22 protein-coding genes are annotated in these 26,675 nt (G+C 72.5%); 9 read left to right on the top strand and 13 right to left on the bottom strand.

Annotation, left to right across the window (positions count from 1 at the left end):
* Positions 1 to 16 precede the first annotated feature (16 nt).
* From ACFYMO_RS27615 to miaA, 5 genes are all read right to left on the bottom strand, one after another.
* On the bottom strand, positions 17 to 1,552 hold the full coding sequence (locus ACFYMO_RS27615) for a M1 family metallopeptidase (protein ID WP_366774238.1): 1,536 nt from the start codon (positions 1,550 to 1,552) through the stop codon (positions 17 to 19).
* A 115-nt stretch (positions 1,553 to 1,667) separates the two neighbouring features.
* Positions 1,668 to 3,929, bottom strand: coding sequence for an HD domain-containing protein (locus tag ACFYMO_RS27620; RefSeq protein ID WP_366774239.1), 2,262 nt, complete (start codon positions 3,927 to 3,929; stop codon positions 1,668 to 1,670).
* 147 nt (positions 3,930 to 4,076) lie between these two features.
* On the bottom strand, positions 4,077 to 4,955 hold the full coding sequence (dapF, locus tag ACFYMO_RS27625) for a diaminopimelate epimerase (protein ID WP_388549769.1): 879 nt from the start codon (positions 4,953 to 4,955) through the stop codon (positions 4,077 to 4,079).
* A gap of 66 nt (positions 4,956 to 5,021) precedes the next feature.
* Positions 5,022 to 5,540, bottom strand: coding sequence for a hypothetical protein (locus ACFYMO_RS27630; protein ID WP_366774241.1), 519 nt, complete (start codon positions 5,538 to 5,540; stop codon positions 5,022 to 5,024).
* Positions 5,541 to 5,648: 108 nt separating this feature from the next.
* Entirely contained in the window at positions 5,649 to 6,608 is a 960-nt protein-coding gene (gene miaA, locus ACFYMO_RS27635) for a tRNA (adenosine(37)-N6)-dimethylallyltransferase MiaA (protein ID WP_366774242.1), read from the bottom strand.
* Between the two features lie 340 nt (positions 6,609 to 6,948).
* Here miaA and ACFYMO_RS27640 point away from each other — a divergent pair, with 340 nt between their 5' ends.
* A complete protein-coding gene (locus tag ACFYMO_RS27640) occupies positions 6,949 to 7,185 on the top strand; it encodes a gliding motility protein (RefSeq protein ID WP_366774243.1) in 237 nt (78 codons plus the stop codon).
* A 45-nt stretch (positions 7,186 to 7,230) separates the two neighbouring features.
* Positions 7,231 to 7,473 carry an antitoxin gene (locus tag ACFYMO_RS27645; RefSeq protein WP_366774244.1) on the top strand — a complete coding sequence of 81 codons (243 nt, stop codon included), beginning with the start codon at positions 7,231 to 7,233 and terminating at the stop codon, positions 7,471 to 7,473.
* A gap of 345 nt (positions 7,474 to 7,818) precedes the next feature.
* Here ACFYMO_RS27645 and ACFYMO_RS27650 read toward each other — a convergent pair whose 3' ends face one another.
* From ACFYMO_RS27650 to ACFYMO_RS27660, 3 genes are all read right to left on the bottom strand, one after another.
* The gene (locus ACFYMO_RS27650) at positions 7,819 to 8,526 is read right to left on the bottom strand and encodes a class III extradiol dioxygenase subunit B-like domain-containing protein (RefSeq protein ID WP_366774245.1); all 708 of its coding nucleotides are present in this window, start codon (positions 8,524 to 8,526) and stop codon (positions 7,819 to 7,821) included.
* A gap of 182 nt (positions 8,527 to 8,708) precedes the next feature.
* Positions 8,709 to 10,226 carry a tRNA (N6-isopentenyl adenosine(37)-C2)-methylthiotransferase MiaB gene (miaB, locus tag ACFYMO_RS27655; protein WP_366774246.1) on the bottom strand — a complete coding sequence of 506 codons (1,518 nt, stop codon included), beginning with the start codon at positions 10,224 to 10,226 and terminating at the stop codon, positions 8,709 to 8,711.
* An 82-nt stretch (positions 10,227 to 10,308) separates the two neighbouring features.
* Complete coding sequence (locus ACFYMO_RS27660) at positions 10,309 to 10,737, bottom strand: ATP-binding protein (RefSeq protein ID WP_366774247.1); 429 nt, start codon at positions 10,735 to 10,737, stop codon at positions 10,309 to 10,311.
* Positions 10,738 to 11,079: 342 nt separating this feature from the next.
* Here ACFYMO_RS27660 and ACFYMO_RS27665 point away from each other — a divergent pair, with 342 nt between their 5' ends.
* Together ACFYMO_RS27665 and ACFYMO_RS27670 are read left to right on the top strand one after the other, a co-directional pair.
* On the top strand, positions 11,080 to 12,114 hold the full coding sequence (locus ACFYMO_RS27665; RefSeq protein WP_388549727.1) for a TAXI family TRAP transporter solute-binding subunit: 1,035 nt from the start codon (positions 11,080 to 11,082) through the stop codon (positions 12,112 to 12,114).
* Between the two features lie 51 nt (positions 12,115 to 12,165).
* Positions 12,166 to 15,240 carry an alpha-mannosidase gene (locus ACFYMO_RS27670; RefSeq protein WP_388549730.1) on the top strand — a complete coding sequence of 1,025 codons (3,075 nt, stop codon included), beginning with the start codon at positions 12,166 to 12,168 and terminating at the stop codon, positions 15,238 to 15,240.
* Here ACFYMO_RS27670 and ACFYMO_RS27675 read toward each other — a convergent pair.
* Complete coding sequence (locus ACFYMO_RS27675) at positions 15,206 to 16,633, bottom strand: HAMP domain-containing sensor histidine kinase (RefSeq protein ID WP_366774249.1); 1,428 nt, start codon at positions 16,631 to 16,633, stop codon at positions 15,206 to 15,208. The genes ACFYMO_RS27670 and ACFYMO_RS27675 overlap by 35 nt on opposite strands.
* A gap of 21 nt (positions 16,634 to 16,654) precedes the next feature.
* Positions 16,655 to 17,380, bottom strand: a complete 726-nt coding sequence (locus ACFYMO_RS27680) for a response regulator transcription factor (RefSeq protein WP_366774250.1) — start codon at positions 17,378 to 17,380, stop codon at positions 16,655 to 16,657.
* A 383-nt stretch (positions 17,381 to 17,763) separates the two neighbouring features.
* Between ACFYMO_RS27680 and ACFYMO_RS27685 the strand changes: the two genes are divergently transcribed.
* The 5 genes from ACFYMO_RS27685 to ACFYMO_RS27705 all read left to right on the top strand — a co-directional run bounded on the left by ACFYMO_RS27685 (position 17,764) and on the right by ACFYMO_RS27705 (position 23,196).
* On the top strand, positions 17,764 to 18,549 hold the full coding sequence (locus ACFYMO_RS27685; protein WP_075003392.1) for an amino acid ABC transporter ATP-binding protein: 786 nt from the start codon (positions 17,764 to 17,766) through the stop codon (positions 18,547 to 18,549).
* Between the two features lie 127 nt (positions 18,550 to 18,676).
* Positions 18,677 to 19,588 carry a glutamate ABC transporter substrate-binding protein gene (locus ACFYMO_RS27690; RefSeq protein WP_366774251.1) on the top strand — a complete coding sequence of 304 codons (912 nt, stop codon included), beginning with the start codon at positions 18,677 to 18,679 and terminating at the stop codon, positions 19,586 to 19,588.
* A 161-nt stretch (positions 19,589 to 19,749) separates the two neighbouring features.
* Complete coding sequence (locus tag ACFYMO_RS27695; RefSeq protein ID WP_366774252.1) at positions 19,750 to 20,397, top strand: amino acid ABC transporter permease; 648 nt, start codon at positions 19,750 to 19,752, stop codon at positions 20,395 to 20,397.
* A complete protein-coding gene (locus ACFYMO_RS27700) occupies positions 20,394 to 21,299 on the top strand; it encodes an amino acid ABC transporter permease (RefSeq protein ID WP_366774253.1) in 906 nt (301 codons plus the stop codon). The genes ACFYMO_RS27695 and ACFYMO_RS27700 overlap by 4 nt, the downstream gene beginning before the upstream one ends.
* A gap of 214 nt (positions 21,300 to 21,513) precedes the next feature.
* A complete protein-coding gene (locus tag ACFYMO_RS27705) occupies positions 21,514 to 23,196 on the top strand; it encodes an FAD-dependent monooxygenase (protein WP_388549734.1) in 1,683 nt (560 codons plus the stop codon).
* A gap of 117 nt (positions 23,197 to 23,313) precedes the next feature.
* Here ACFYMO_RS27705 and recX read toward each other — a convergent pair whose 3' ends face one another.
* The 3 genes from recX to ACFYMO_RS27720 all read right to left on the bottom strand — a co-directional run bounded on the left by recX (position 23,314) and on the right by ACFYMO_RS27720 (position 26,594).
* On the bottom strand, positions 23,314 to 24,030 hold the full coding sequence (recX, locus tag ACFYMO_RS27710; protein ID WP_388549736.1) for a recombination regulator RecX: 717 nt from the start codon (positions 24,028 to 24,030) through the stop codon (positions 23,314 to 23,316).
* A 3-nt stretch (positions 24,031 to 24,033) separates the two neighbouring features.
* Complete coding sequence (recA, locus tag ACFYMO_RS27715) at positions 24,034 to 25,191, bottom strand: recombinase RecA (protein WP_366774255.1); 1,158 nt, start codon at positions 25,189 to 25,191, stop codon at positions 24,034 to 24,036.
* Positions 25,192 to 25,448: 257 nt separating this feature from the next.
* Positions 25,449 to 26,594 (bottom strand): AI-2E family transporter, encoded by a 1,146-nt coding sequence (locus tag ACFYMO_RS27720; RefSeq protein WP_388549772.1) that lies wholly within the window; start codon positions 26,592 to 26,594, stop codon positions 25,449 to 25,451.
* Between the last annotated feature and the right edge of the window lie 81 nt (positions 26,595 to 26,675).

The following is a 26,675-nucleotide window of genomic DNA, read 5'->3' on the forward strand; positions in this document are numbered from 1 at the left end:
AGGAGCGGCGGGGGCGCTACCGTCCGCCCGCGCGCGCCCGCTCGAGGGATCGCGCCGTGCTCGCGCGCGCCTTTCCGGCCGGGCGCTTCGGCGGCGGCTGCTGCTTCCAGTCCGGGTGCCCGGGCATGGGCGGGGTGGTCTTCCCGTAGAGCCACTTCTCCAGGAACGCGCTCTGGTCCCGTCCGGACACCTCGCCGGCCAGCGCGATGAAGTCGGCGGTGGTGGCGCTGGAGTCGCGGTACCGGGTGGGCCAGGCACGCTGCAACCGGGCGAACGCCTGCTCGCCGATGTGTTCACGCAGCGCATACAGCACCACGGCGGCGCCGTTGTACACGATCGGGGTGAAGAGCTCGATCTTCCCGCTCTTGGAAGGAGGGAGGAGCGCGGCGGGCGGCCCGTAGCGTTCGCGCCAGGTGTCGGACTGCTCGTAGGACGCCCGCACCCGCTTCTCCACCGGGATACCGCCGCGTTTCTCCGCATAGGCCCACTCGTGCCAGGTCGCATGCCCCTCGTTGAGCCACAGGTCGGTCCAGCGGTGCGGGGAGACGCTGTCGCCGTACCACTGGTGCGCCAGTTCGTGCACCATCAGTGACTCCCGGTACCAGTCCGGGACCTGCCGGGAGGAGAGCAGGCTCTGCTCGAAGAGCGAGAGGGTCTGCGTCTCCAGCGCGAAGCCGAAGTCCGCGTCGGCGGCCAGCACCCCGTAGGTCTCGAACGGGTACGTCCCGGCGCGCCGTTCCATCCAGGAGATCTGCCGGGAGGTCTCGTTCAGCACCGGCTCCAGCGCCTTGCGCTGCCGGGCGGGGACGACGTGCCGCAGGGCCAGCCCGTGCGGTCCCGTGGAGCGCAGGACAGCGGAGCGTCCGATCGACACCTGCGCCAGTTCGGTGGCCATCGGGTGTCCCGAGCGGTATGTCCAGACCGTCTCGCGCGCCGCCCGGGTGCGGCCGGCGGGCAGCCCGCCGGCCACGACGGTCAGCCCGCGCGGGGCCCGCACCCGGAAGGTGAACATGGCCTTGTCCGACGGGTGGTCGTTGGAGGGGAACACCCGGTGTGCGGCGTCGGCCTGGTTGGCCATGGCGAGGCCGTCCGCGGTGCGCACCCAGCCGCCGTTCTTCCGGGTGGGGTCGCTGGTGTGGCGCACCTCGATGTGCAGCCAGGAACCTCGTCGCAGCGCAGACCCCGGGGTGACCACCAGGTCCTCACCCGCCCGCGCGTACTGCGCCGTCCGCCCGTTGACGTGCACGGACCGTACGTCGCCGGCGGCGAAGTCCAGGTTGAACCGTTCCATCGGTCCGTCGGTGACCTGTGCGTCGATCACGGTGCGGGTGCTGAGCGGCCTGCTGTTGTCACCGCTGTAGTCGAAAGAGATGTCATAGGCGCGGACGTCGTAGCCGGGGTTGCCGAGCTGCGGGAAGAGGTGGTCGCCGATGCCGGCCGGCCGGGGCGACGGAAGGGCTGCGCCGACCAGGGCGAGCGCGGTGACCGCGACGGTGCCGGCCACGGCGCAGCGCCGTCCGGCCGATGCGCGGGTGAGGGCTGTGAGGGCCATGCAGGATCGCTACCAGCGAGCGGCCCCGTTGCCGCCCGGCTCCGGGCGTCTCCACCCGAAAGGGGACGTGCCGCGCCTCCGCTCGCGCGGCCCGGTGGCGCGAGCGGACAGCGCGTCAGTTCGCCGCGGTCCGGCGGACGGAACGGGTGACGTCGTAGACCCCCGGCACCTGCCGCATGGCGCGCATCAGCGCGGGCAGACCGGCGGCGTCAGGGAGCTGGAGGGTGTAGGTGTGGCGGACACGCTGCTCGCGCGGCGGCTCGACGTCGGCCGAGACGACGGCGGCGCCCTCGGCGGCGATGGTCTCGGTGAGGTCCGCGAGCAGGTGCGGGCGGCCGAACGCCTCGGCCCGCAGTGTGACCCGGCACCCCGCGTCGCCCTGTTCCCAGCGCACCGGCAGGGTGAGACGCCCCGCGGAGGCCATCCGGGCCACCGACCGGCAGCTCTCCCGGTGGACGGTGACGGCACCGCCGCGCACCGGGAATCCGGTGACCGCGTCCGTCGGCACAGGTGTGCAGCAGCGGGCGAGCCGCACCGGCGTGCCGGGGTGGCCGGGGACGACGGGGATGTTCTCGCCGTACTCGGCCGGCTGTTCCCGGTGCGCGGCCGTGCAGTGCGCTCCGTTCTGCCGTGCGTCCTGCGATGTGTGCCGCGCCGGACGGTGCTCGGGGTGCCGCGCTCCGCGGTGCGGGGGCCGGGGCTCTCCCCGGGGCTGCTCGGAGGCCGCCGCTGCGTGTTCGCGCGGCGCGGCGTCCCGGTCGGCGGCTGCGCTCTCCCGCGGGTCGGCATCGCCCCGGCCCGGGGCCGCGAGCCATTCACGGATGGCGAGCCGCGCCGCGGGGGTGCGCACATGCTCCAGCCACTCCGGTGACGGGCCCGAAGGGCTGCCGTGGCCGGATTCGAGGAAGAGCTGGAGGGCGTCGCCGTCCCGCAGCACGGTGGTGAGGGCCACCAGCCGGCCGTTGACGCGGGCTCCGATGCACCGGTGGGCCGCCTCCCCCAGTCGGGCGTAGGCGGCGTCCACGCAGGTCGCACCGGCCGGCAGCGGCAGTGCGCCCCCTGCGGGCCCCTCCCCGCCGGGGGCGGCGCAGTAGACGGTGATCTCCAGGTCCTGCGCCAGTTCGTCGCGCAGTTCCTGCCAGAAGGTGTTCGGGTCGGATGCGTGGCTCTGCCACTCCAGCAGGCGCGAGAGCCACCCGGGGCGGGTGGGATCGGTCCGCTCCCCTGCCCCGTCGGCGTTCGGCGGTGCTGCTCCGCCGCCGTCGGGCTCGGCGGGGTCGCTCACCTCGGCGGCGTGCGGGTCACCGAGCGCGATCACCCCGGTCTCGGCGACCCGGTGCATACGGCGGGTGCGGACGAGCACCTCGGCCACCTCGCCGTTCTCGTCGGCGATCGCGGTGTGCAGCGACTGGTAGAGGTTGAACTTGGGCGCCGCGATGAAGTCCTTGAACTCCGAGACGAGCGGAGCGAAACAGGTGTGCAACTCGCCCAGCACGGCGTAGCAGTCCGCGTCCTCGTCCACGAGGACCAGCAGGCGTGCGAAGTCGCAGTCCCCCAACTGGCCGCGTTTGAGCCGCAGGCGGTGCACGGAGACGGTGTGCCGGGGACGGATGAGCACCTGCGCCGCGATCCCCGCCTCACGCAGCGTGCGGCGTACCCGGGAGGCGAAGGCGGTGAGCGGGTCGGGGCGGGTGTGCCGCTCACGGATCAACTCGCGTGTCTGCGCGTGCTCTTCCGGATGCAGCACGGCGAAGACGAGATCCTCGAGCTCGCTCTTGAGCGCCTGGACCCCGAGCCGTTCGGCGAGCGGGATCAGCACGTCCCTGGTCACCTGCGCGATCCGGACCTGCTTCTCACGGCGCATCACGCCGAGGGTGCGCATGTTGTGCAGCCGGTCGGCAAGCTTGATCGACATGACGCGTACATCATTGCCGGTGGCGACGAGCATCTTGCGGAAGGTCTCCGGCTCGGCGGCCGACCCGTGGTCGACCTTCTCCAGCTTGGTGACCCCGTCGACGAGATAGCAGACCTGGTCCCCGAACTCGCGTCGCACCTGTTCCAGCGTCACGGCGGTGTCCTCGACGGTGTCGTGCAGCAGCGAGGCCGTCAACGTGGTCGTCTCCGCGCCGAGCTGGGCCAGCAGCAGGGTGACCGCGAGGGGATGCGTGATGTAGGGCTCGCCGCTCTTGCGCATCTGCCCCCGGTGCGAGGACTCGGCCAGCATGTAGGCCCTGCGCAGCGGCCGCAGGTCGGCCCGCGGGTGGTGTGCCCTGTGCACCTTCGCGACGTGCTCGATGGCGTCCGGCAGGGAGTCGCGTGGCGTGGCGCCCAGCAGTGCCGCTCTGCTGAGCTTCCGCAGACTGCGCACCGCGCTCATGGCACCTCCCGCTCCTGAGCACCCCGGGCCGGGGGTGCGATGGTACCGACCCCATCACGTGCCGCCGACCGGGTCCCGTCGAGCGTGAGGGGGATCACCCCATCGTGCGACGCCGGGGCGGCGGCCGTCGACGGGCGGCAGGCGTCGTCAGGAGAGCAGCGCCGGGTCGATCGCGCCCTCTGCGACGATCTCGGCCGGGCCGGCCATCTCGATCTCCCCGTCGGGCCGCTCGGTGATCTCCAGGCGGCCTCCGGGCACCTCCACCGTGTAGGTCACGGCCGCGCCGTCCCGGTGCGGGTCGGCACCGTCCCTGCGGGCCGCCGCTACCATCACCGCGCAGGCGCCGGTGCCGCAGGACCGCGTCTCGCCCGCGCCGCGCTCGTGCACCCGCAGCGCGACATGCCGGGGGCCCCGTGCGACCACGAACTCGACGTTGACCCCGTCCGGGTAGGCGACGGCAGGCAGCACCTGCGGGGCCTCGTGCAGGGAGCCCGCCTCGGCCAGGTCCTGGACGAACACCACCGCGTGCGGGTTCCCCATCCCGACCTTGCGGGCCGGCCAGGTGTGCCCGGGAACACTGACCGTGATCCCGCCTCCGCCGCCGTCCGGTGCCGCCAGCTCGGCCGCGCCCATGCCCACGGTGATGTCGCCGCCGTCCTCGGGGATGTGCACCCTGCGCACCCCCGCACGGGTCGCGAGGGGCAGCTCGCCGGCCCCGGCCAGCCCGGCACGCTCCAGGTAGCGTGCGAAGACGCGGGTGCCGTTGCCGCACATCTCGGCGACGGATCCGTCGCCATTGCGGTAGTCCATGAACCACTCCGCTTCGGCGACCATGGACGCGGCTTCCGGGTGCGCCGCCGAGCGGACGACCCGCAGCAGGCCGTCCCCGCCGATGCCCGCGCGCCGGTCGCACAGCCGGGCCACCGTCTCCGGCGGCAGGTCCAGCCGGCCGTCCGGGTCCGGAATGATCACGAAGTCGTTCTCCGTGCCGTGCCCCTTGAGGAACGGCACTCCTGGTGTGCTGATCACGCTGCCGATCGTACGGGAGGCACGGCCGCGACCCGCCCGCGGGACAGGTCGCGGGGCGGCGGCTCAGCGGAGCCGGGCCACCCGCCAGACGGCCAGCACCACGACGGTGCAGACCACCACGGCGTAGATCAGGACGACCCGCCAGTCGGGGCGTCCGCCGGAGCCGCGGGCCGGGAGCCCCGGCCAGGTGTGCCCCACCCGGCGGGCCGCCATCACGCTCCAGCCGGCCGAGCAGCCGCACAGCAGCAGCCCGAGCATCGCGACCACCGCTCCGGCGCTGTCGCCGGGCTCGAAGGCGAGCGGGAAGGCGAACATCAGCGAGCCGAGCGCACCGAGCACCACGATCGGCGCGAGCTGCCACAGCCGCAGCTTGCGCTGCGGTCGCAGCTCGTGCGGCTCCACCGGCGGCCCCTGCTCCGCTTCGGGCCCCTCGGCACCCGGCTCGTCCGGATCCGGCTCCGCCGCGAGCTCGTGCCCCGGCAGCGGCTCACCGTCCCCCATGGCCGCACGTCCCGGCAGCTCCCGCTCCGGCGAGAGCTCCGCGTCCACAGGAGTGGATTCGTCCCGAGGGCTGGCCTCCATTGCCACGCGCCCTCCCAACTCCGGCTTCACGGCACCCGACGTTGCTCGATGATGGCACGCCGGGGGTAACGGGACGGTCGCTCAGGGCTTCCCGATGCCATCACGTGATCAGGCTGTAACCGCCTTCGTGAGCAACCCCAGCGCCGCCCCGGGCAGTTCCCGCCGGTCGGCGGCCGCACCGCTCAGCCAGTTCACCCGCGGATCGCGGCGGAACCAGGAGTCCTGACGGCGGGCGAAGCGCTTGGTCGCGCGGACGGTCGCCGCGCGGGCCTCCTCCAGCGTGCACTCCCCCGCGAGCGCCGCGAGGACCTGCTGATATCCGAGGGCGCGGGGGGCCGTGCGCCCCTCTCGCAGCCCCTGCCGCTCCAGCTCCCGGACCTCCTCCACCAGGCCGCCCTCCCACATCCGGTCCACCCGGCGGGTGATCCGCTCGTCCAGTTCGGGCCGTGCCACGTCCACGCCGATCTGCACGGTCTCGTAGACGGCCTCGTGGCCGGGCAGGTTCGCGGTGAAGGGCCGCCCCGTGATCTCGATGACCTCCAGGGCCCGTACGACGCGTCTGCCGTTGCTGGGGAGAATCGCACGGGCCGCCTCCGGGTCCGCCGCCGCGAGCCGCACGTGCAGCGGGCCGGGGCCGTGCTCCGCCAGCTCCGCCTCCAGGCGGGCGCGCACCTCGGGGTCCGTGCCGGGGAACTCCATGGCGTCCAGTGCGCCACGTACGTACAGCCCGGAGCCGCCGACCAGTACGGGCACCTTGCCCAGTGCGCGCAGCCTGTCCATCTCGGCGCGGGCCAGCCGCTGGTACTCCGCGACGCTCGCGGCGACGGTGACGTCCCAGATGTCGAGCAGGTGGTGTGGGACGCCCTCCCGCTCCTGGACGGTCAGCTTGGCGGTTCCGATGTCCATGCCCCGGTAGAGCTGCATCGAGTCGGCGTTGACGACTTCGCCGCCCAGCTCACGGGCGAGGAAGACGCCCAGATCCGACTTGCCGGCCGCGGTGGGGCCCACCACGGCGACGACCGGCGGGGAGTCCGACGGGAGGGGCGGGGAGGCGGCTGCGTCATTCACGGGTCAAGTCTCGCAAACCCGTCCCTGCCTTCTCGAACGGGCGACGTGACGGAGCGCTCATGGGGTCGTTGCCCGTTGCGAGGTTCCGACAGCCGGTTCTCCGCCGGCGCCCCGGTGCGGCGCAATGAGACGCTCCGTGAGGCGCGGGATTTCACCCACCTGCGTAGGATCTGGAGTAGTTATGGGCGTTTTTGCCAAGCTTTTCGGTCGTTCGTCCAGCACGTCAACACAGGAGGCCCGAGAGTCCACTCCTGCGGGGGGTTCCGATGCCCGGGAGCTGCCCACCGAGCCGGGCGGCGAGTCCGTCGCGGCGGAACCGGAAGCCGGCGAACCAGAGGGCGTGGAACCGGGCGGAGCGGGCACCCGGGGCCGGGAGGAGGCGTCCTCGGCCGGGGCCCCCGCCGCCGCGGCCGCCCCGGCGGACGCACAGGGCGGTGAGGAATCCGAGGAGGCGACCGACACCGGGACCGCCGCGACGGCCGGTAACGGCTCCGGCGAGGCGGGTGTCGGCATTCCCAAGCAGCCGTCCGCTGACGAGGCCGCCGACAGCGAGTCGGGAGAGAACGCCCGCAAGTAGGCCGCGCGGCGAGGTCCGCTCGGCGTGGGAGAAAGGTGAACCGCGATGGGCTTCATGGACAAGGTCAAGGGCATGCTCGGCCAGCACGGCGACAAGGTCCAGCAGGGTGTGGACAAGGCCGCGCAGGTCGCGGACTCCAAGACCAAGGGCAAGTACAGCAACAAGATCGACTCCAGCGCCCGCAAGGCCAAGGACACGGCCCGGAAGCTGGCCGACGAAGGCCGCGGCGGCAGCGGGGCGGGCGGCGGGCAGTCCGGATCCGGGCCCACCGGCGGCGGCACCGGCTGACCCTCCGGGCAGGCCCGGATACCTCCCCCGCGCAGTGGGGGACACTCTGGGCAGGCAGCCGCGGGACCGCCCCGGCAGCGTGCCGGGCACCGGTCGGCGCGTCCCCGGGCGAACTCCACCGGCGGCCGCCCCCGGCGGCCGGCCGGCGGGCCGGTGGCGCACAAGACCGCGGCGGCCTCTCCGACACCCCGGGGGACTGTGCGTCCGGCACCTCCCCGGCAGCCCTGGCGGCACTCAGTGGGGGTGTACGGCGCGCACCGGCGCCGCACGCCCCTGCTGCCGTCCGCCGCCGCGGGACGCGCCCGCGGCACGGCCCGAGGCCCGCGGCGCAGTCCGAGCGGGCGGTCAGGACCAGCTGGCGACCATGTAGCCCACTCCGTAGGGCGCTTCGTCGTAGAGCAGCTTTCCGGCCAGGTCGCTGCCCTGCCCGGCGCCGGCGAGCACCTGCCAGGAGGACCGCCCGGCGGCCTTCAGCTCGTACGCCAGTTCCTCGTCCAGCGCGAGCAGCGCGGCGGTGTCGGCCTCGGCCAGCGCACGGGCGGCCTCCGCGTCGAAGGCAGCGGCCCGCTCGTCGAAGTAGCCGGGGGCCTTGAGCGTGCGGCAGTTGCTGCCGTCGCCCATCACCAGCAGCGCCACCCGGTCGGCGCGGGCCGCCAGCTCGCGGCCCGCCTCCTGGCAGCGGTCCCGCGCCAGGGGTTCCCCGATGCCCAGGCCCTCGACCGGGCAGCCGGTCCAGTCCGTGCGCTCCAGGAGCCAGGCGCCGACGGTCAGCGAAGGGGGCAGTTCGCGGCGGGCGGGCTCGCCCTTGCCGAGGCTCACCTCCAGGGGCACACCGAACCCGGCGAGCGTCCCCCGCGCTCCCTGCGGATGGGGACCGCGTCCGGCCGGTTCCGCGGAGCCGAGCACGCACAACAGGTCCGGGCGGGCGGCCGCCAGGACACCGAGGGCGTCGTAGCAGGCGGCTCGCGCCCGGTCCATCTCGGCGGCGGCTCCGCCCGCGACCTCGGGCACGAGCAGCGGGGGGCAGGGGCATACGGCTGCGGCGACAAGCATGGCGCGCAGCTTAAGTGCCCCGCACGCCTCTTCCCACCCTGCCCGCGCCGGGACTCACCCGCCCGTGCGAGATCGGCTGAAACAGGTGACGCCGCCCGACGGGAGTCGGCCGGAGCGGGTTCCCGACCGGCCCGGCGGCCGCTTGGCGCGGACGGTGGCCACGCGGCCCGGACCGGTGCCGGTCAGCCCAGTCCGCAGCCGCCGGTGGCAGCGGGAAGCGGGTCGGGGGCGCCGACGGTGGGCAGGCCGAGCAGGACACCGCCGCCCTGCTGCTCCTGCGGCGCGGAGGTGCGCCGCTCCCACGCGTCACCCGCACGCGTGCGGCGCACAGCCCTGGCGGGCCCCTCGGCGAGCAGGTGGTGGGGCGCGGCGTAGGTGATGTCGACGGTGACGACGTCACCGGGCCGCACGGGCTCCTCGGGCCGGGTGAAGTGCACCAGCCGGTTGTCGGGTGCACGTCCGGACAGCCGCCGGGTGGCGTCGTCCTTGCGCCCCTCGCCCTCGGCGACCATCAGTTCCAGCGTGCGGCCCACCTGCTTCTTGTTCTCCTCCCAGGAGATCTCCTCCTGGAGTGCCACCAGACGCTCGTAGCGCTCCTGCACGACCTTCTTGGGGATCTGGTCGGGCATCTCGGCGGCGGGAGTACCGGGACGCTTGCTGTACTGGAAGGTGAACGCCTGCGCGAACCGGGCTTCGCGCACCACGTGCAGCGTCTCGGCGAAGTCCTCCTCGGTCTCGCCGGGGAAGCCGACGATGATGTCGGTCGAGAGCGCGGCCTGCGGGATGGCGGCGCGGACCTTCTCGATGATCCCGAGGAAGCGCTCCTGCCGGTAGGAGCGGCGCATGGCCTTGAGAACCCGGGAGGATCCGGACTGCAGGGGCATGTGCAGCTGCGGCATCACGTTGGGGGTCTCCGCCATGGCGGCGATCACGTCGTCGGTGAAGTCGCGGGGATGGGGCGAGGTGAAGCGGACGCGCTCGAGCCCGTCGATCCGGCCGCACGCGCGCAGCAGCTTGCTGAACGCCTCGCGGTCGCCGATGTCGGAGCCGTAGGCGTTGACGTTCTGGCCGAGCAGGGTGATCTCGCTGACGCCCTCGTCGACCAGCGCTTCGATCTCGGCGAGGATGTCGCCGGGACGGCGGTCCTTCTCCTTGCCGCGCAGTTGCGGGACGATGCAGAAGGTGCAGGTGTTGTTGCAGCCCACCGAGACCGAGACCCACGCCGCGTAGGCGCTCTCGCGGCGGGTGGGGAGGGTGGAGGGGAACGCCTCGAGCGACTCGGCGATCTCGACCTGCGCCTCGTTCTGCAGCCGGGCGCGCTCCAGCAGCACGGGAAGCTTGCCGACGTTGTGGGTGCCGAAGACGACGTCGACCCAGGGGGCCTTCTCGACGATGGTGTCCCGGTCCTTCTGGGCAAGGCAGCCGCCGACCGCGATCTGCATCCCCGGGCGCGCGGCCTTCTTGGGGGCGAGCTGGCCGAGGTTGCCGTAGAGCCGGTTGTCGGCGTTCTCGCGCACGGCACAGGTGTTGAAGACGACGACATCCGCCGCGTCGGCGCCCTGGGGGGCGCGGACGTAGCCGGCGCCCTCCAGCAGTCCCGCCATCCGCTCGGAGTCGTGGACGTTCATCTGACACCCGAAGGTGCGTACCTCGTACGTCCCCTTGACGTCCGCTGCCTGACTCCGGTCGCTACTGCTCATGCGACAAGGGTAGGCGTTCGTCCGGGCGGTCCCGGCCGCGCGGGGGCACGCTCCACGCACCGGACGGGCAGTGTGACACACCTCACCCGACGCCGGGCCCGGCGGGGAGACGGAGCGTCGCCCACACCGCGTTGCCGCCGGTCGCGGACGAGGGCCGGACGCCCCAGTCCGCCGCCAGCGCCGCCACGATGCACAGACCCCGGCCGCTCTCGTCCGCGGCCTCGCTGTTCTTCAGCCGGGGGCGGTCGTCGCCCTCCGCGTGGTCGTGCACCTCGATCCGCAGCAGCGCGGCGGCGGGCGTCTCCCGGGACGCCAGGGTGGCCCGGCACAGAAGCTCGGCTTCGGGCCGGGAGCGGGTGTGCACGACGGCGTTGGTGGTCAGTTCGGACAGCAGCAGCACGGCGTCGTCCGCGGCGTCGGCGGATATCGGCGGGTCCCCCCGCTCCCGCAGCCAGCCGGTGAAGGCCAGACGCGCGCGGGCGATGTGCTGTTCCCGCGCGGGGAGTCGCAACTGCCAGACCGGGTCCTCCGCGCGTCCCGGTGGCGCCGCCGGGGATGGGCTGCCGGCGGACGCTGGAGACGCCGGCGTGGGGGCTGCTGCGGGATCCCTGCGAGCGGGGGCGGCGTACACGTGGAGGCGCCTTCCGTCGAGCTGGTCCCGGCCCCGCGGAAGGGCCGTGACGCGCGTGGTCTGACCGTCACTATGGCCCCTGCAGTTCCACTCAGCAAGCGACAGTGTGAAATTTGCAGTTCGCGAATCGGCGTGTTCGCACACGGCAGTTGGGCCGGGAGACGGGCCGGGGTGACTCCCGCCACTCCCTTCCCGGCCGCGGGGCTGGCAGTATCCCCTTCCATGGCCAGCCTGCGTCCGCGAACGGTGTCCCGTCCGATGCGCCGCCCGGGCGGCTCCGGCACCGGTCGGCGGCGCCTGCTGTGGGCCGCGACAGCGGTGCTCGTGGTGTGCGGGCTGCTGGTGTGGTGGCTGCGGCCGGCACCCTCACCCGCCCCCGGCGGAAAGATCACCTTCGCCACCGGGGTGCGCACCGGCGTGTACGAGCGCTACGGCACCCTGTTCAAGAAGCGGCTGGCCCGGGATCTGCCCCGGGTCGACCTGACGCTGCAGCACAGCGAGGGGTCGGTGCAGAACCTCGGCCGGATCGTCTCCGGCGAGGCCGACTTCACGATCACCGCCTCCGACGCGCTCGCCGCCTACCGGGACAAGGGCGGCAAGGACGCCTCCCACATCCGGGCCTGCGCCCGGCTCTACGACGACTACATGCATCTGGTCGTGCCCCGGGACTCGCCGGTGGACAGTGCCGAGGACCTCAAAGGGCTCCGCGTCGGCGTGGGCGAGAAACGCTCCGGGGTCGCCCTGGTGACCCGGAGACTGCTCAAGGCCGCGGGGCTCGACATGGACCACGACGTCCATCCCGTGCGCAAGGGCATCGACCGGATGCCCGACCTGCTCTCCGCGGGCGAGCTGGACGCGTTCTTCTGGTCGGGCGGGCTGCCGACGGGGGCGATCGAGCGCCTGGCGGAGCGGACGGACATCCGGCTGGTGCAGCTCGGGGACCTGCTCCCCCGGCTGCACGAGCAGCGCCCCGACATGCGCTACTACCGCGCGGCCGTGATGGCACCCGACGCCTACCCCACCGTGCAGCGCGGCCGGTCCGTCAAAACGGTGGCCATCGCCAACCTGCTGGTGACCATGGACCGCACGGACGCGGCGCTGACGGAGGGCATCACCCGCTCCGTCATCAAGAGCAGGGACCAGATCGGACGCGAGGTGCACGCGGCGCAGAAGGTCGACCTGCGGACCGCCATCTACACCGACCCCGTGCCGCTGCACGAGGGAGCCCGCCGCTACTACCGCTCGGCCAAACCCTGACCGGACGCCGCTGCCGGCACCAGGCCCCGCCCCCCACCGAGGAGCCGTTCGATGCACGACGACCACCGCACCGTCGAGGACCGGCTGCGCCGGGTACTGGAGGAGCGCGTGCGGCCCGCCGTCCACACCTCCGCACTGCCGCTGACCGTCGCACGCTGGGAGGCGCCGGGAGAGCCCGTGCCCGCGGCGGACGGCATCTCGGCGCCCTACCGGCCCGCGGCCGTGGGCGAGACCTGGGGGCCGGCCTGGGGCACCACCTGGTTCCGGGTGACGGGCCAGGTACCGCACAGCTGGGCGGGCCGCACCGTGGAGGCGGTGCTGGACCTGGGCTTCGAGCGGGACATGCCGGGCTTCCAGTGCGAGGGGCTGGTGCACCGGGCGGACGGCGAGCCCGTCAAGGGACTGCATCCGCGCAATTCCTGGGTGCGGGTCGCGGAGCCGGCGGCCGGCGGCGAGGAGGTCGAGCTGTACATCGAGGCGGCCTCCAACCCGATCCTCAATACACCGCAGACGCCGACCCGCCAGGGCGACGTCCGCACCGCCGACGACACCCCGCTGTACCGGCTGGCGCGGATGGACCTGGCGGTCTTCGAGCCGCAGGTGTGGGAGCTGGCCCTGGACCTGGAGGTGGCGGGCTCCCTGATGCGCGAGCTGCCACTGGAGGACGCCCGCCGCTGGGAGCTGCTGCGCGCCCTGGAGCGGGCGCTGGACGCGCTGGACCTCGCCGACGTGCCCGGCAGCGCGGAGCGGGCGCGGGAGCGGCTGGCGGCGGTGCTGGGCGCTCCCGCACGGGCCTCCGCGCACCGGATCAGCGCGGTGGGACACGCGCACATCGACTCGGCGTGGCTGTGGCCGCTGCGCGAGACGGTGCGCAAGGTGGCCCGGACCTCCTCCAACATGGTCGCGCTGATGGACGAACATCCCGAGTTCGTCTTCGCCATGTCGCAGGCCCAGCAGTTCGCCTGGCTCAAGGAGCACCGGCCCGAGGTGTACGCCAAGGTCGCGCGCAAGGTCGCCGAGGGCCGGTTCGTCCCGGTGGGCGGGATGTGGGTCGAGTCGGACACCAACATGGTGGGCGGCGAGGCCATGGCGCGGCAGCTCGGCTACGGGAAGAAGTTCTTCCTGGAGGAGTTCGGCATCGAGACGAAGGAGGTGTGGCTGCCCGACTCCTTCGGATACACCGCGGCGCTGCCGCAGCTGGTGAAGCTCTCCGGTTCCGACTGGTTCCTGACCCAGAAGATCTCCTGGAGCAGCACCAACCCCTTCCCGCACCACACCTTCTGGTGGGAGGGCATCGACGGCACCCGGGTCTTCACCCACTTCCCGCCGGTCGACACCTACAACGCGACGCTCAGCGGCGAGGAGCTGGCGCATGCGGCGCGCAACTTCCGCGAGAAGGGCGCCGCCTCGCGCTCCCTGGTCCCGTTCGGCCACGGCGACGGCGGCGGGGGCGCGACCCGCGAGATGCTGGGGCGCGCGGCGCGTACGCGTGATCTGGACGGCTCGCCGCGGGTCACGGTCGAGAAGCCCGCCGCGTTCTTCGAGAAGGCACGGGCGGAGTATCCGGACGCACCGGTGTGGCAGGGCGAGCTCTATCTGGAGCTGCACCGGGGCACCTACACCTCGCAGGCCGCCACCAAACAGGGCAACCGGCGTGCGGAGTCCCTGCTGCACGAGGCCGAGCTGTGGGCGGCCACGGCCGCTGTGCGCACCGGGTACGTCTATCCGTACGCGCGGCTGGAGGAACTGTGGAAGACGGTGCTGCTGCACCAGTTCCACGACATCCTGCCGGGATCGTCCATCGCCTGGGTGCACCGGGAGGCCCGCCGGACGTATGCGCGGGTCGCCGGGGAGCTGACGGAGATCGTCGAGGAGGCCCAGCGGGCGCTCGCCGGGCGCGGGGAGCGGGGAGTCGTCTTCAACGGCTCCCCGCACACCCGTAGCGGCGTCCCGGCGGGCGGCGCCCGCCCGGCCGCCGAGGACAGCGCCGCGCACCGGGGCGGCACCGGGGGCGAGGAGGCCGTGACCGTGACCGAGCGGGGAGGCGGCGGCTGGACGCTGGAGAACGGGCTGGTGCGGGTGGAGGTGGACGGCCGCGGGCTGGTCGTCTCCGTGTACGACCGGCGCGCCCGGCGGGAGGCAGTGGCCCCCGGCTGCCCGGCCAATCTCCTCCAGCTCCACCCCGACCTGCCCAACCACTGGGACGCCTGGGATGTCGACGCGTTCTACCGGCACTCGGCCACCGATCTCACGCACGCCGACGAGGTGACCCTCTCCGCGGCGGACGGCCGCAGCGCCACCGTCCGGGCCCGCCGGTCCTTCGGCAGCTCGACCGCGGTGCAGTCGGTGACGCTGCGCGCGGGCAGCCCCCTGCTGCTGATGGAGGCCGACGTCGACTGGCGCGAGAGCGAGAAGCTGCTCAAGGCGGCGTTCCCGCTGGATGTGAAGGCCGACCGGTCGGCTGCCGAGACCCAGTTCGGGCACGTCTTCCGGCCCACCCACACCAACACCACCTGGGAGGCGGCGAAGTTCGAGATCTGCGCGCACCGCTGGCTGCATGTGGAGGAGCCGGGCTGGGGTGCGGCACTGGTCAACGACTCCACCTACGGGCACGATGTCACCCGGGACATCCGCGCCGACGGGGGCCAGACCACCACGGTGCGGCTGTCGCTGCTGCGCGCGCCCCGCTACCCGGACCCGGAGACGGACCAGGGCCGCCATCGGATGCGCTACGGGCTGGCGCCGGGCGCGACCCTGCGGGACGCGGTGCGCGAGGGACACTGGATCAACCTGCCCGAGCGGACCGTGCCGGGGGACGGCAGCCCGGTCGCACCGCTGGTCGTGCTCGACGGCGAACAGGGCGAGCAGATCGTCGCCGAGACGGTGAAACTGGCGGACGACGGCAGCGGCGACGTGGTCGTGCGCCTCTACGAGTCGCTGGGCGGCCGGGCCCGCGCGCTGCTGACGCCCGGCTTCCCCGTCACGTCGGTGACCGAGACGGACCTGCTGGAGCGGCCGCTGGCCGAGCCGCGGGCGCAGCACACGGTGGAGGAGGCCAGGGTCCGGGTGGCGCTGCGGCCCTTCCAGATCCTCACGCTGCGGCTGGGGCGTTCCGGGGAACGGTGATCAGCACCCGCAGCCCCCGCGGCTCGTGGTGCGCGAAGGACAGTCCGGCACCGCCCCCCGCCAGCAGGGCGCGCGTGATGGAGAGGCCGAGCCCCGAGCCGGAGACGTTCTGGTGGCGGCTGCTGCGCCAGAAGCGGTCGCCCACGCGCTCCAGTTCCTCGTCGGTCAGCCCGGGACCACCGTCGGCCGTCTCGACGGTCACGCTGTCGCCCTCCGCGCGGACGGTGACCATGACAGTGCCGCCCTCCGGGGTGAACTTCACCGCGTTGTCGACCACGGCGTCCAGCCCGCTGGAGAGCGCCACCGGGTCAGCCCACCCGGTCGCCGCGGTCTGCCCCTCGAGCCGCAGTTCCACTCCGCTGTGCTCCGCGGTGGGCCGCCAGGCCGCGACCCGCTCGGCAGCGATCTCGGCGACATCGGTGAGCTGCACGTGCGCGCTGCCCGAGTGCTCGGCCAGCGCCAGGTCGAGGAGGTCGTCCAGCACCCTTGCCAGCCGCTTGCCCTCCGCCCGCACGGACGCCATCTCCTCGTTGCCCTCGGGCAGCTCCAGCGCGAGCAGTTCGATACGCAGCAGCAGCGCCGAGAGCGGGTTGCGCAACTGGTGCGAGGCGTCGGCGACGAAGGCGCGCTGCTGCTCCAGCACGCTCTCCAGGTTGCCGGCCATCTCGTTGAAGGAGTGCGCCAGCCTGCGCAGCTCCGGCGGCCCCACCGAGGCGACGACGCGGGAGGTGAGCTTTCCGGTGGCGATCTCATGAGCGGCCCGGTCCAGGGTGCGCACCGGCTTGAGCACCCACCCGGTCAGCCGCAGCGCGGCGCCGAGGGCCAGCAGCATGGCGGCCGCCTCTCCGACGGCGATGGCCAGCCAGCCGCGCAGGGTGCGCGAGCGCATCGGTCCGGTGGGCGAGTCGGTCAGCACCACCGCGGCCACGTCGCCGTCCCGGATGACGGGAGAGGCGACAGCGATCCGGCCGTCGCGCTGCCAGGGCCACACCTGGGGCGGGTCGTGGCTGCGGCGCCCGGCCAGTGCCTCGGCGAAGGCGCGTGCGCCGTCGGGGCGCCCCTCCGGCCCGGCCGCCTTGTCCTCGCCGGGTATCCGCCAGCCGGCGGGGGAAGCCGCCATGGTGCGGCCGTCGCGGTAGAAGACACCGGCGCGGATGCCGTAGAGGTCGTGGTAGCGGTCCAGCTCGTGCTGGAGAGTGGCGCGGCGTTCGTCCGGTGCGCTGGTCGCGGTGACGAACTGCGCGAGCGAGGCGAAGCGTGCGGTGTCGTCGATCCGGTCGACGACCACCCGCTGCTGCTCGGCCTGCGCCTGGCTCAACGCCAGCGGGAAGCCCAGGGCCAGCAGGACCCCGGCCAGCAGGACGATGAGGAGCGGAAGGAGGCGGGTGCGCACGTCGGGGTTCCGGTCCGGCGGTCAGTCGGCCCGGGCGGTCATGCGGTAGCCCACCCCGCGCACCGTCTCGATCAGGGTCGGCTGCCGCAGTTTCGAGCGGAGCGAGGCCACGTGCACCTCCAGGGTGCGCCCGGTCCCCTCCCAGCTCGTCCGCCAGACCTCACTGATGATCTGCTCGCGCCGGAAGACGACACCGGGGCGCTGGGCCAGCAGCGCCAACAGGTCGAACTCCTTGCGGGTGAGCGGTACGGGTGCGCCGTCCACACTGACCCGGCGGGTGGGCAGCTCGATGCGCACGGCGCCCAGCCGCAGGGTGCCGCTCTCGTCCGGGCCCCGGGAGGCGGCCCGCTCGCCGGGCGGGGGCGCCTCTTCGACCGCCGTGCGGCGGCTGACGGCGTGGATCCGGGCCAGCAGCTCGCCCATGTCGTAGGGCTTGACGACGTAGTCGTCCGCGCCGAGGTTGAGGCCGTGTATGCGGGAGCGCACATCGGCCCGCGCGGTCACCATGATCACCGGGGTGGAGCTGGTGCGGCGGATACGGCCGCACACCTCGAAGCCGTCCTGGTCGGGCAGGCCCAGGTCGAGCAGGACGACGGCGAAGCCGGGCCCCTCCTGACCGCCCACGAGCAGCTCCTGGAGCGCCTCGGCGCCGCTGCGTACATGGGTGACCTCGAAGCCGTGCCGCGCCAGCACCGCGGAGAGCGCCGCGGCGACGCGGTCGTCGTCCTCGACGAGCAGCAGTTTCACCGGGCACCTCCTGTTCTCCCACCGCCTCCGGCGAACAAGTCCAACAGTGCATCCACGCTGATCGGCGCAGGTGAGTCAAGGGCTCACCTGGACCGCGCGGACATCCGTTATACAGCCGGTACGACGGCCGTCAGGCAACCGCTACGCCGACCGCCGCCCGCAGCGCCCGCCGGACCCGGGCGGGCCCGGCCGGACCGGGGCGGGCCGTGGAGAGCAGCCGTGGCGGGACCGCGGGAGAACCGATCGGTCCCCCCTTGCCCTCTATACCCACTCTGCCGGGATGCGGCCGGATCGTTATGCTCAATTTCAGCTCAGATGTGATGACGCTCCTCGCAGCCGCTCACTAAGGTCCTCGCAACCGACGAGGACGGAGCTGGACGTCGATGAGCGAAGTATCGGTGACCAAGGACGCAGGCGGTCCCGAGCCCGCGACCGACAAGCTGGTCGTACTGGACAACATCAACAAGCACTTCGGTGCGCTGCACGTCCTCCAGGACATTGACCTGACCATCGCGCGCGGCGAGGTCGTCGTCGTCATCGGCCCCTCGGGGTCGGGCAAGTCCACACTGTGCCGCACCATCAACCGGCTGGAGACGGTCGACTCGGGCAGCATCACGATCGACGACAAGCCGCTGCCCGAGGAGGGCAGGGAACTGGCGAAGCTCCGTGCCGACGTCGGCATGGTCTTCCAGTCCTTCAACCTCTTCGCGCACAAGACGGTGCTGGAGAACGTCACGCTGGGCCAGACCAAGGTCCGTAGGACCGACAAGCAGACGGCGGAGCAGAAGGGCCGCGCGCTGCTGGACCGGGTCGGCGTCGGCAACCAGGCCGACAAGTACCCCGCGCAGCTCTCCGGCGGCCAGCAGCAACGTGTCGCGATCGCCCGAGCCCTGGCGATGGACCCGAAGGTGATGCTCTTCGACGAGCCGACCTCGGCCCTCGACCCGGAGATGATCAATGAAGTCCTGGAGGTCATGCAGCAACTGGCCCGGGACGGAATGACCATGGTCGTCGTCACCCATGAGATGGGCTTCGCACGTTCGGCGGCGAACCGTGTGGTCTTCATGGCGGACGGCCGGATCGTGGAGGAAGCCACCCCGGAGCAGTTCTTCAGCAACCCGCGCAGCGACCGCGCCAAGGACTTCCTCTCGAAGATCCTGCACCACTGAGCTTTCACCGCTTGCCATGTGACCCCGTATGACCCCGTAACCACCGCCCGGCCCGGCAGCACCGCGCAGTCGGACGGGCAGCGCTTCGGCACCGGGCCAACGACTTTCCGAGCAAGGGATGTTCACCATGAAGTTCCACAAGACCGCAGCGGCGGCAGCCGCCGTCCTGGCCCTCGCCGCCACCGCGGCCTGCGGTGGCAAGGAGGGCTCCGCGGGCGACAAGCCCAAGGACCAGACGGACGAGAAGGCGCTCCCCACCTACGAGGTCGCCAAGGATGTCGAGGTCGACTCGGCCGTCCTGAAGAAGGCCCAGAAGCGCGGGAAGATCGTCATCGGCGCCAAGGCCGACCAGCCCTACCTCGGCTTCCAGGACCAGTCGACCAAGAAGTACTCCGGCTTCGACATCGAGATGGCCAAGATGATCGCGGCCGATCTGGGCTTCACGCCCAAGCAGATCGAGTGGAAGACCGTCGACTCCGGCGCCCGCGAGACCACGGTCTCCAAGGGCGACGTCGATCTGATGATCGGCACCTACACGATCAACGACGAGCGCAAGAAGCAGATCGACTTCGCCGGCCCCTACTTCCACGCCGGCGCCTCGCTGCTCGTCCGCAAGGACGAGAAGGAGGTCACCGGACCGGAGTCGGTCAAGGACAAGAAGGTCTGCTCCATCGTCGGCTCGACGCCGCTGCAGGTGATCAAGAAGCCCAAGTACGGCGCCGAGGTCACCGAGCTGAGCAAGTACTCCGAGTGCGTCTCGCAGCTCCTCGACGGCCAGGTCGACGCGGTCACCACCGACGACGCGATCCTGATGGGCTACGCCGCGCAGAATCCCGGCAAGCTCAAGGTCGTCGGCAAGCCCTTCTCCGACGAGCCCTACGGCGTCGGCCTGAAGAAGGGCGACGCGGCGCTGCAGAAGGCCGTCGCCGACTCCATCAAGAAGCACGAGGACAACGGCGACTACAAGAAGGCGTACGACGCGACGCTGGGCAAGTCCGGCTCCAAGTTCAAGACGCCGCCCGAGATCACCGAGAAGTGATGCCGCACGCCCCGCTCCCCGGCACCGGTGCCGTGCGGGGCGGGGCGTGGTGTTGCGGGCGCACCGCCCGCCCTTCCCGGTGCCTCGCGCCCGGCGGGTGACCGCCGGGTGACCGGCCCGGCCCTTCCCGCCGTCCCTACGCGACTCCTCGCGGAGAATTCATGAACGTACTGCTCGACAACCTGGCGCTGTTCCGCGAGGGATTCCTCGGCACGCTGTGGCTGACGGTGGTCAGCGCGCTGCTCGCCGTCGTACTCGGACTGCTGATCGCCGGCTTCCGGGTCTCTCCGGTTCCTCCGCTGCGCATCTTCGGCACCCTCTGGGTGAACGTGCTGCGGAACACCCCGCTCACGCTGCTGTTCCTGGTGGCGTTCTTCGTGGTGCCCAAGGTGCTCTTCCCCGGCGTCGACTCCTTCGTCCTGGCCGTCTGCGCCTGCGGCTTCTACACCTCGTCCTTCGTCGCCGAGGCCGTCCGCTCCGGCATCAACACTGTGCCGATGGGCCAGGCCGAGGCCGCCCGCGCCATCGGAATGACGTTCACCCAGACCATGCGGATCGTGGTGCTCCCCCAGGCCACACGCTCGGTCGTACCCCCGCTGAGCAGCATATTCATCGCGTTGACGAAGAACACCGCAGTCGCCGGTGCCTTCGACAACGTCGATCTGTTCAACATCCAGAAGACGCTGAGCAACGACGGCTACGACATCGCCGTGATCTTCATCTGGATCACCCTCGGCTATCTGGTCATCACCTACGCCATCAACGGCCTCTTCCGGCTGCTGGAGAAGGGTCTGGAGGTTGCCCGATGAGCGCGAGCGTCCTGTTCGACACGCCCGGCCCGAAGGCGCGCTTCCGCAACCTCGTCTACTCGGTCGTCGGCAGCATCGGTCTCGCCGCCCTGATCGCCTGGGTCTGCTACCGGCTCTACGACAAGGGGCAGTTCGCGGGCGAGCTGTGGGACATCTTCAACTACGCGGGCATCCGGGAGAACATCCTCGACGCCCTGATGTCCACCCTGAAGGTGTTCGCGCTGGCGGGCGTCTTCTCCCTGGTCTTCGCTGTGCTGCTGTGCGTGGCCCGGCTGTCCGACCACAAGCCGGTGCGCTGGGTGGCGGTCGTCTTCATCGACCTGTTCCGGTCGATCCCCCTGCTCATCACGATCTTCGCGCTGTGGGTGGGCATCCTCGGCCACATGACCCCGATGTGGGCGCTCGTGCTCGGTCTGACCATCTACAACGGCTGCGTCCAGGCCGAGGTGCTGCGCGCCGGGGTCAACTCGGTGCCCAAGGGCCAGGTCGAGGCGGCCTACGCACTCGGACTGCGCAAGACGCAGGTGACCGCCTCGGTGCTGTTCCCACAGGCCGTACGCGCCATGCTGCCGTCCATCATCAGCCAGTTGGTGGTCACCCTCAAGGACACCTCGCTGGGCTACATCATCCTCTACCCGGAGCTGCTGTACTCGGCCCGTCTGATCGCCAACAACACCCCGGTCGGCGGTGTCTATCCGACGGTGCAGACGGTCATCGTCTTCGGCGCCATCTACATCTCGCTGTGTCTCGCCCTGGCGTGGCTCGCGAAGTTCGTCGAGCAGCGCGGCAGCCGCTCCAAGGCCGGCATCGTGCCTGCCGGGGCGAAGGAGCTGGAGGAGGCAGCCGCCCCCGCAGCACCCGAGGCGAAGGGCCCGGACGGCACCGCACCGCCGTCGAAGTGACCCGCGCCCCGACCGGCTGATCCGCACCGCACCGGCCCCGGACGGCCTGTGGCAAGGGCACCCGCCCTTGCCACAGGCCGTCTCGGCGTCCCAGGGCCTCACTTGACGCATGCTCAGGCAATGGGTTGCATACCAGCGTGATCGCGCACCAGGCTCCACCATCGGAGAACCCCGGCCCCCGTCAGCACCACCAGGGCAGTGAGGTCTCCGCACCGTGGACCCCGTGATCGTCGTCGGGGCGGGTCCGGCCGGCCTCGCCCTGTCCCTCGCCCTCGCCCGACACGCCGTCCCCTCCCTCGTCCTGGACTCCACCGACGGCGTCCCGGCGGCCCGCGCGGCCCGCACCTGCCTGCTGCGTCCGGACACCGCGGCCGTCCTGCCCGCACTGCCCGGACTGCGCTGGCGCTCCTGGCGCACCCGACGCCGCGCGCAGCCGGTCGAGCGGGTCGACCTCCCCCCGGAGCAGGCACCGCTGCACATCGAGCAGCACGCGCTGGAGCGGACACTGCGCAGCGCGCTGGCGGACGAGAAGCTGGCGCGGATCGTCACCGGCAGCCATGTGGACCTGCTGGAACAGGACGCCGACGGAGTCACCGCGCACACCCGGGGCCCCTCCGGTACCTGGTGGCGCGGCAGCTACGCGGTGGGCTGCGACGGCGCACGCTCGACCGTACGCAAGCTGCTCGGGGTGCGCTTCCCGGGACGCACCTCGGTCGAACGGCACGCGGTCGCCGCGCTGCGGGTGCGACTGCCGTGGGAGGAGGGGGGCCACGAAGCGGACAGCCGGCGCGGCGCCGCCGACGTGGGCAGCGCGCTGCTGCACCGCGACCCGGACGGAGTCCCGGGAGAGGTGACCGCACGCCCGCTCGCCGACGAGCGCTGGCGGCTGGACTGGCTGCTGCCGCCGCGCGGCGAGCTGGTCACCCCCGAGGAGATGCTGGAGCGGGTGGCGGAGACTCTCGCGGTCTGGTCCGAGGAGTCGGTGAGCTCCGCGACACCGGGCCGCGGTGGGTCCGCGGGCGGGCGCGGCCCCGGTTCCGGGCCGCGGGGCACCGGCAGCGGCGGTATCGGCCCCTATGAGCTCGTGGACACCGGTGTGCACACCGTTCACCAGCGGCTGGCCCGCCACTGGCGCGTCCAGCGCGTCTTCCTCGCCGGGGACGCAGCGCATCTGACCGGCGCGCTGGGCGTGCAGTCCGTCGACGAAGGGCTGCGGGACGCGGCGAACCTCGCCTGGAAACTCGCGCTGGCCTGGCACCACGGTCACGGCGCGGCGGCGGACACCCTGCTGGACAGCTACGAGACGGAGCGGCGGGGTGCCGTGGCCGCCCGGCTGCGCGCCGTCGACCAGGCGCTGCCCGTGGTGCGGCGCGGCGGCGGGCTGCGCGCGCTGCTCCCGGGCGGGGGTGCGCGCTCCCGTCTGGGGCTGCTCACCGACGGCCACTTGGGGCGCGGGCTGCTGGGCGCGCCCCCTACCTACGCCCGCACGCCGTTGACGTCTCCGCGCCTGAGTGCTGAAACGGTGTCGGTGGGAACGGCCCCCGGGGCTCCCGTGTCCGACATCCCCGTCACGGCGACGGACGGCTCCCGCGGCGCGCTGCACGACTGGCTGGGCGGGCCCGGCGGAGAACTGCTGGTGCTGCTGGTGGCTCCGGGCACCGGCGTATGGGACAGCAGGCACTGGCTGTCGGCGGGCATGATGCCCGAACTGGCGTCCGCCGTCGCGGAGCTGCCGCTGCGCGCGACGCTGCTGGTCGCCGAGAGCTACCCGGAGGCGGCGGCGCACACCGTGCTGGCGATCCGCGCGGACGGCCATCTCGCGGCGGCCTTCCCCGCGGGACGCCCGCACGCGCTGCGGGCCTGCGCGGAGGCGGTGCGCGGGGGAGCGCACACCTGAGCCCACGGCGGCTTCGGCCGCGCGGCACCGGGTGGCGCGTGGTGCGCTGCCCGGGCCGGGTGCGGCAGCACCGGATTGCGGTCGGCTACAGACCGCCGTCCGGCCCGCTCACCGCCGTCACAGGCCGTGGAGATGCTCGTCGAGTATCTCCGGGTCCTCGCCCTCCTCCTGGAGCGCGCGCCGGACCACCCGGAGCGCGAGGCCCTCGGAGTACCCCTTGCGGGCCAGCATGCCGACGAGCCGCCGAAGGCGCTTCTCCCGGTCGAGCCCCCTGGTGGAACGCAGTTTGCGCGCCACCAGGGCACGGGCCGTCTCCTCCTCGGAGTCGGAGTCGAGCCGGCCGACGGCCTCGTCGATCACGGTGGAGTCCACACCCTTGGTGCGCAGTTCCCGGGCGAGCGCTCTGCGGGCCAGGCCTCGGCTGTGGTGCCGGGAATCCACCCAGGCGGCGGCAAACGCGGCGTCGTCGATGAGACCGACATCCTCGAATCTGGCCAGCACCTCCTCCGCCGCCTCCTCGGGCACCTCCCGCTTGCGGAGCGCGTCGACGAGCTGCCGTCGCGTCCTGGGCGTGCCGGTGAGCAGTCGGAGGCAGATGGCCCTGGCCCGCTCCACCGGGTCCTTGGGCTCGGCCGCCGCCCCGGACCCCCGCTCCCCGTCCGAGCCTCGCCCCCGGTTCCGGGACGACGCACGCGACGGTCCCGCTTCGGCCCTCGACGGAGCGGGACCATCGCTGTCCTGGATGTCCGCCGGCAGGCCGCCGCCCCAGCGGGCGGAGGCCGGGGGCGGCTCCGGGGAAGGTGTGTACTCCGGCCAGTCGCTGCGCCGTGTCACGGATCAGCTCTTGGCTGCGGCGGCCTTGGACGCCTTGCTCGTCCTGGCCGGCTTGGCCGCCGGAGCCGGAACGCTCTTGGCCGGCTCCGTGCCGCTGTCCGCCTCGGGGGCTGCCGCGCTGCTGTCCGCGGCGTCGGTGCCGGGCTCGCCGGCCGGCTCCGGCGGCTGCACGCCGATACCCAGCTTCTCCTTGATCTTCTTCTCGATCTCGTTGGCGAGGTCGGGATTGTCCCGCAGGAAGTTGCGGGCGTTCTCCTTGCCCTGGCCGAGCTGATCGCCCTCGTAGGTGTACCAGGCCCCGGACTTGCGGATGAAGCCGTTCTCCACGCCCATGTCGATCAGGCCGCCTTCACGGCTGATGCCCATGCCGTAGAGGATGTCGAACTCGGCCTGTTTGAAGGGCGGCGCGACCTTGTTCTTGACGACCTTGACGCGGGTGCGGTTGCCGACGGCGTCAGTGCCGTCCTTCAAGGTCTCGATGCGGCGGATGTCGAGCCGCACCGAGGCGTAGAACTTCAGCGCGCGGCCGCCCGTGGTGGTCTCCGGCGAGCCGAACATCACGCCGACCTTCTCGCGGAGCTGGTTGATGAAGATCGCGGTGGTCTTGGACTGGTTCAGCGCACCGGCGATCTTCCGCAGCGCCTGGCTCATCAGCCGGGCCTGGAGGCCCACGTGGGAGTCGCCCATCTCGCCCTCGATCTCGGCCCGGGGCACCAGCGCCGCGACCGAGTCCACGATGATCAGGTCCAGCGCACCGGAGCGGATCAGCATGTCGGTGATCTCGAGGGCCTGCTCGCCGTTGTCCGGCTGCGAGAGGATCAGTGCGTCGGTGTCGACGCCGAGGCGCTTGGCGTATTCGGGGTCCAGCGCGTGCTCGGCGTCCACGAAGGCCACCGTGCCGCCTGCCTTCTGCGCGTTGGCCACCGCGTGCAGGGTCAGGGTTGTCTTGCCGGAGGACTCCGGGCCGTAGACCTCGACCACACGACCGCGCGGCAGGCCGCCGACGCCGAGGGCCACGTCCAGGGCGGTCGACCCGGTGGGGATGACCTCGACCGGCTCGTTCGGCCGCTCGCCCATGCGCATCACGGCGCCCTTGCCGAATTGCCGTTCAATCTGTGCGAGCGCGGCGTCGAGCGCCTTCTCGCGGTCGGTTCCTGCCATGGGTGCCACCCGGTTGTTTGCTTGAGTCGATCGCTTCACGTCTCACGACGCTAGCGGCTGCCACTGACAATCGGTCCGGACCCGCGCTCACTGGGCCAGAGCCTGAGCGGGCGTGCTCCGCCGGAGCCTCCATAAGAATCGATGTTCGATTTTTGCGTCAAGTCGCCCCGCACACCTGTGGAAAACCCGCAGAACCGCAGATGAGGGCGCCGAGGCGGAGGTGAACCGGGCCCGGCGTCGTCGACGATCCGCCGCCTTCACCGGCCCCGGCGCCACCATCGGCTGCTTCCCTCATGCCCCTCGCGGCTCCTGCTCCCCGCGTGTCTCTCACGGCCCTTATGCCCCTTCCGCCATGGACGCGGCCCGTCGGTGTCGCCCGGGACGTCGTAGCGCTTCACATACGCGCCGAGGAACCCCTGGAGTGTCGCCGTGGCGGGGATCGCGACGAGCGCACCCACGACCCCCAGCAGCGAGGTCCCGGCGACCACCGAGCCGAAGGCGACGGCCGGGTGGATGTCCACGGTCCGCGCCGTGATGCGCGGCTGCAGGACATAATTCTCCAACTGCTGGTAGAGCACGATGAACACCAGGACCCACAGGGCCGTCCAGGGGTCCACGGTGAACGCGATCAGCAGCGGCAGCGCTCCGCCGATGTAGGTACCGACGGTGGGCACGAACTGCGAGACCACCCCGACCCAGATCGCCAGCGCGGCGGCGTAGGGCACGCCGAGCAGTTGGAGGAAGACGTAGTGCGCACCGCCGGAGATCAGCGCCATCAGGGCCCGCGAGTACAGGTACCCTCCGGTCTTGGCCACGGCGATCTCCCAGGCCCGCAGCACCTCCGCCTGCCGCGCGGGCGGCAGCACCGAGCACAGCGCCACCCGCAGCCGGGGCGCCTCGGCTGCGAAGTAGAAGGTGAACAGGGCGACCGTCAGGAGCTGGAAGACCCCGCCCAGCAGGGTGGCGGAGATCCCCCACACGTTCTGCGCCCCGCTGCGCAGGAATCCGCGCGCCCAGTCGGAGTGGATGACCCGCGAGCGGAGCCTGTCGACGTCCAGGTCGGTGTGGAGGTGGGCGTTGCTCCAGCTGAGCACGTCGGAGACGTACCGGGGCAGGTTCTCCACGATGCGGCTGACCTGCTCGACGAAGAGCGAGCCGAGCGCCCCGAAGAACCCCGCCGCCGCGGCCAGGAGGACGACGGAGACCAGCGCGGTGGCCGGGCCGCGGCGCACACCGCGCCGGGCCAGACCGGCGACGGCGGGTTCCATGGCCAGCGCCAGGAAGAACGCGATGAGCACGTTCAGCAGCAGCCCGAGCACACGCAGAAAGGCCCAGGTGAGGATCTGGTAGGCGGCGAGGAGGCCGAGCGCGAGCACGAAGGCCCGGGGCAGCCAGCCCGGCATACCGGAGGCCCGCGGCCCGGGACGCGGGCCGGGCGGCTCCCCCGGGCCGGCTCCCCCGGCCGCCGGGCCGCCGCGGCCGGC

Origin of the sequence: Streptomyces sp. NPDC007025, assembly GCF_042869455.1 — a bacterium.
Lineage (GTDB): Bacteria > Actinomycetota > Actinomycetes > Streptomycetales > Streptomycetaceae > Streptomyces.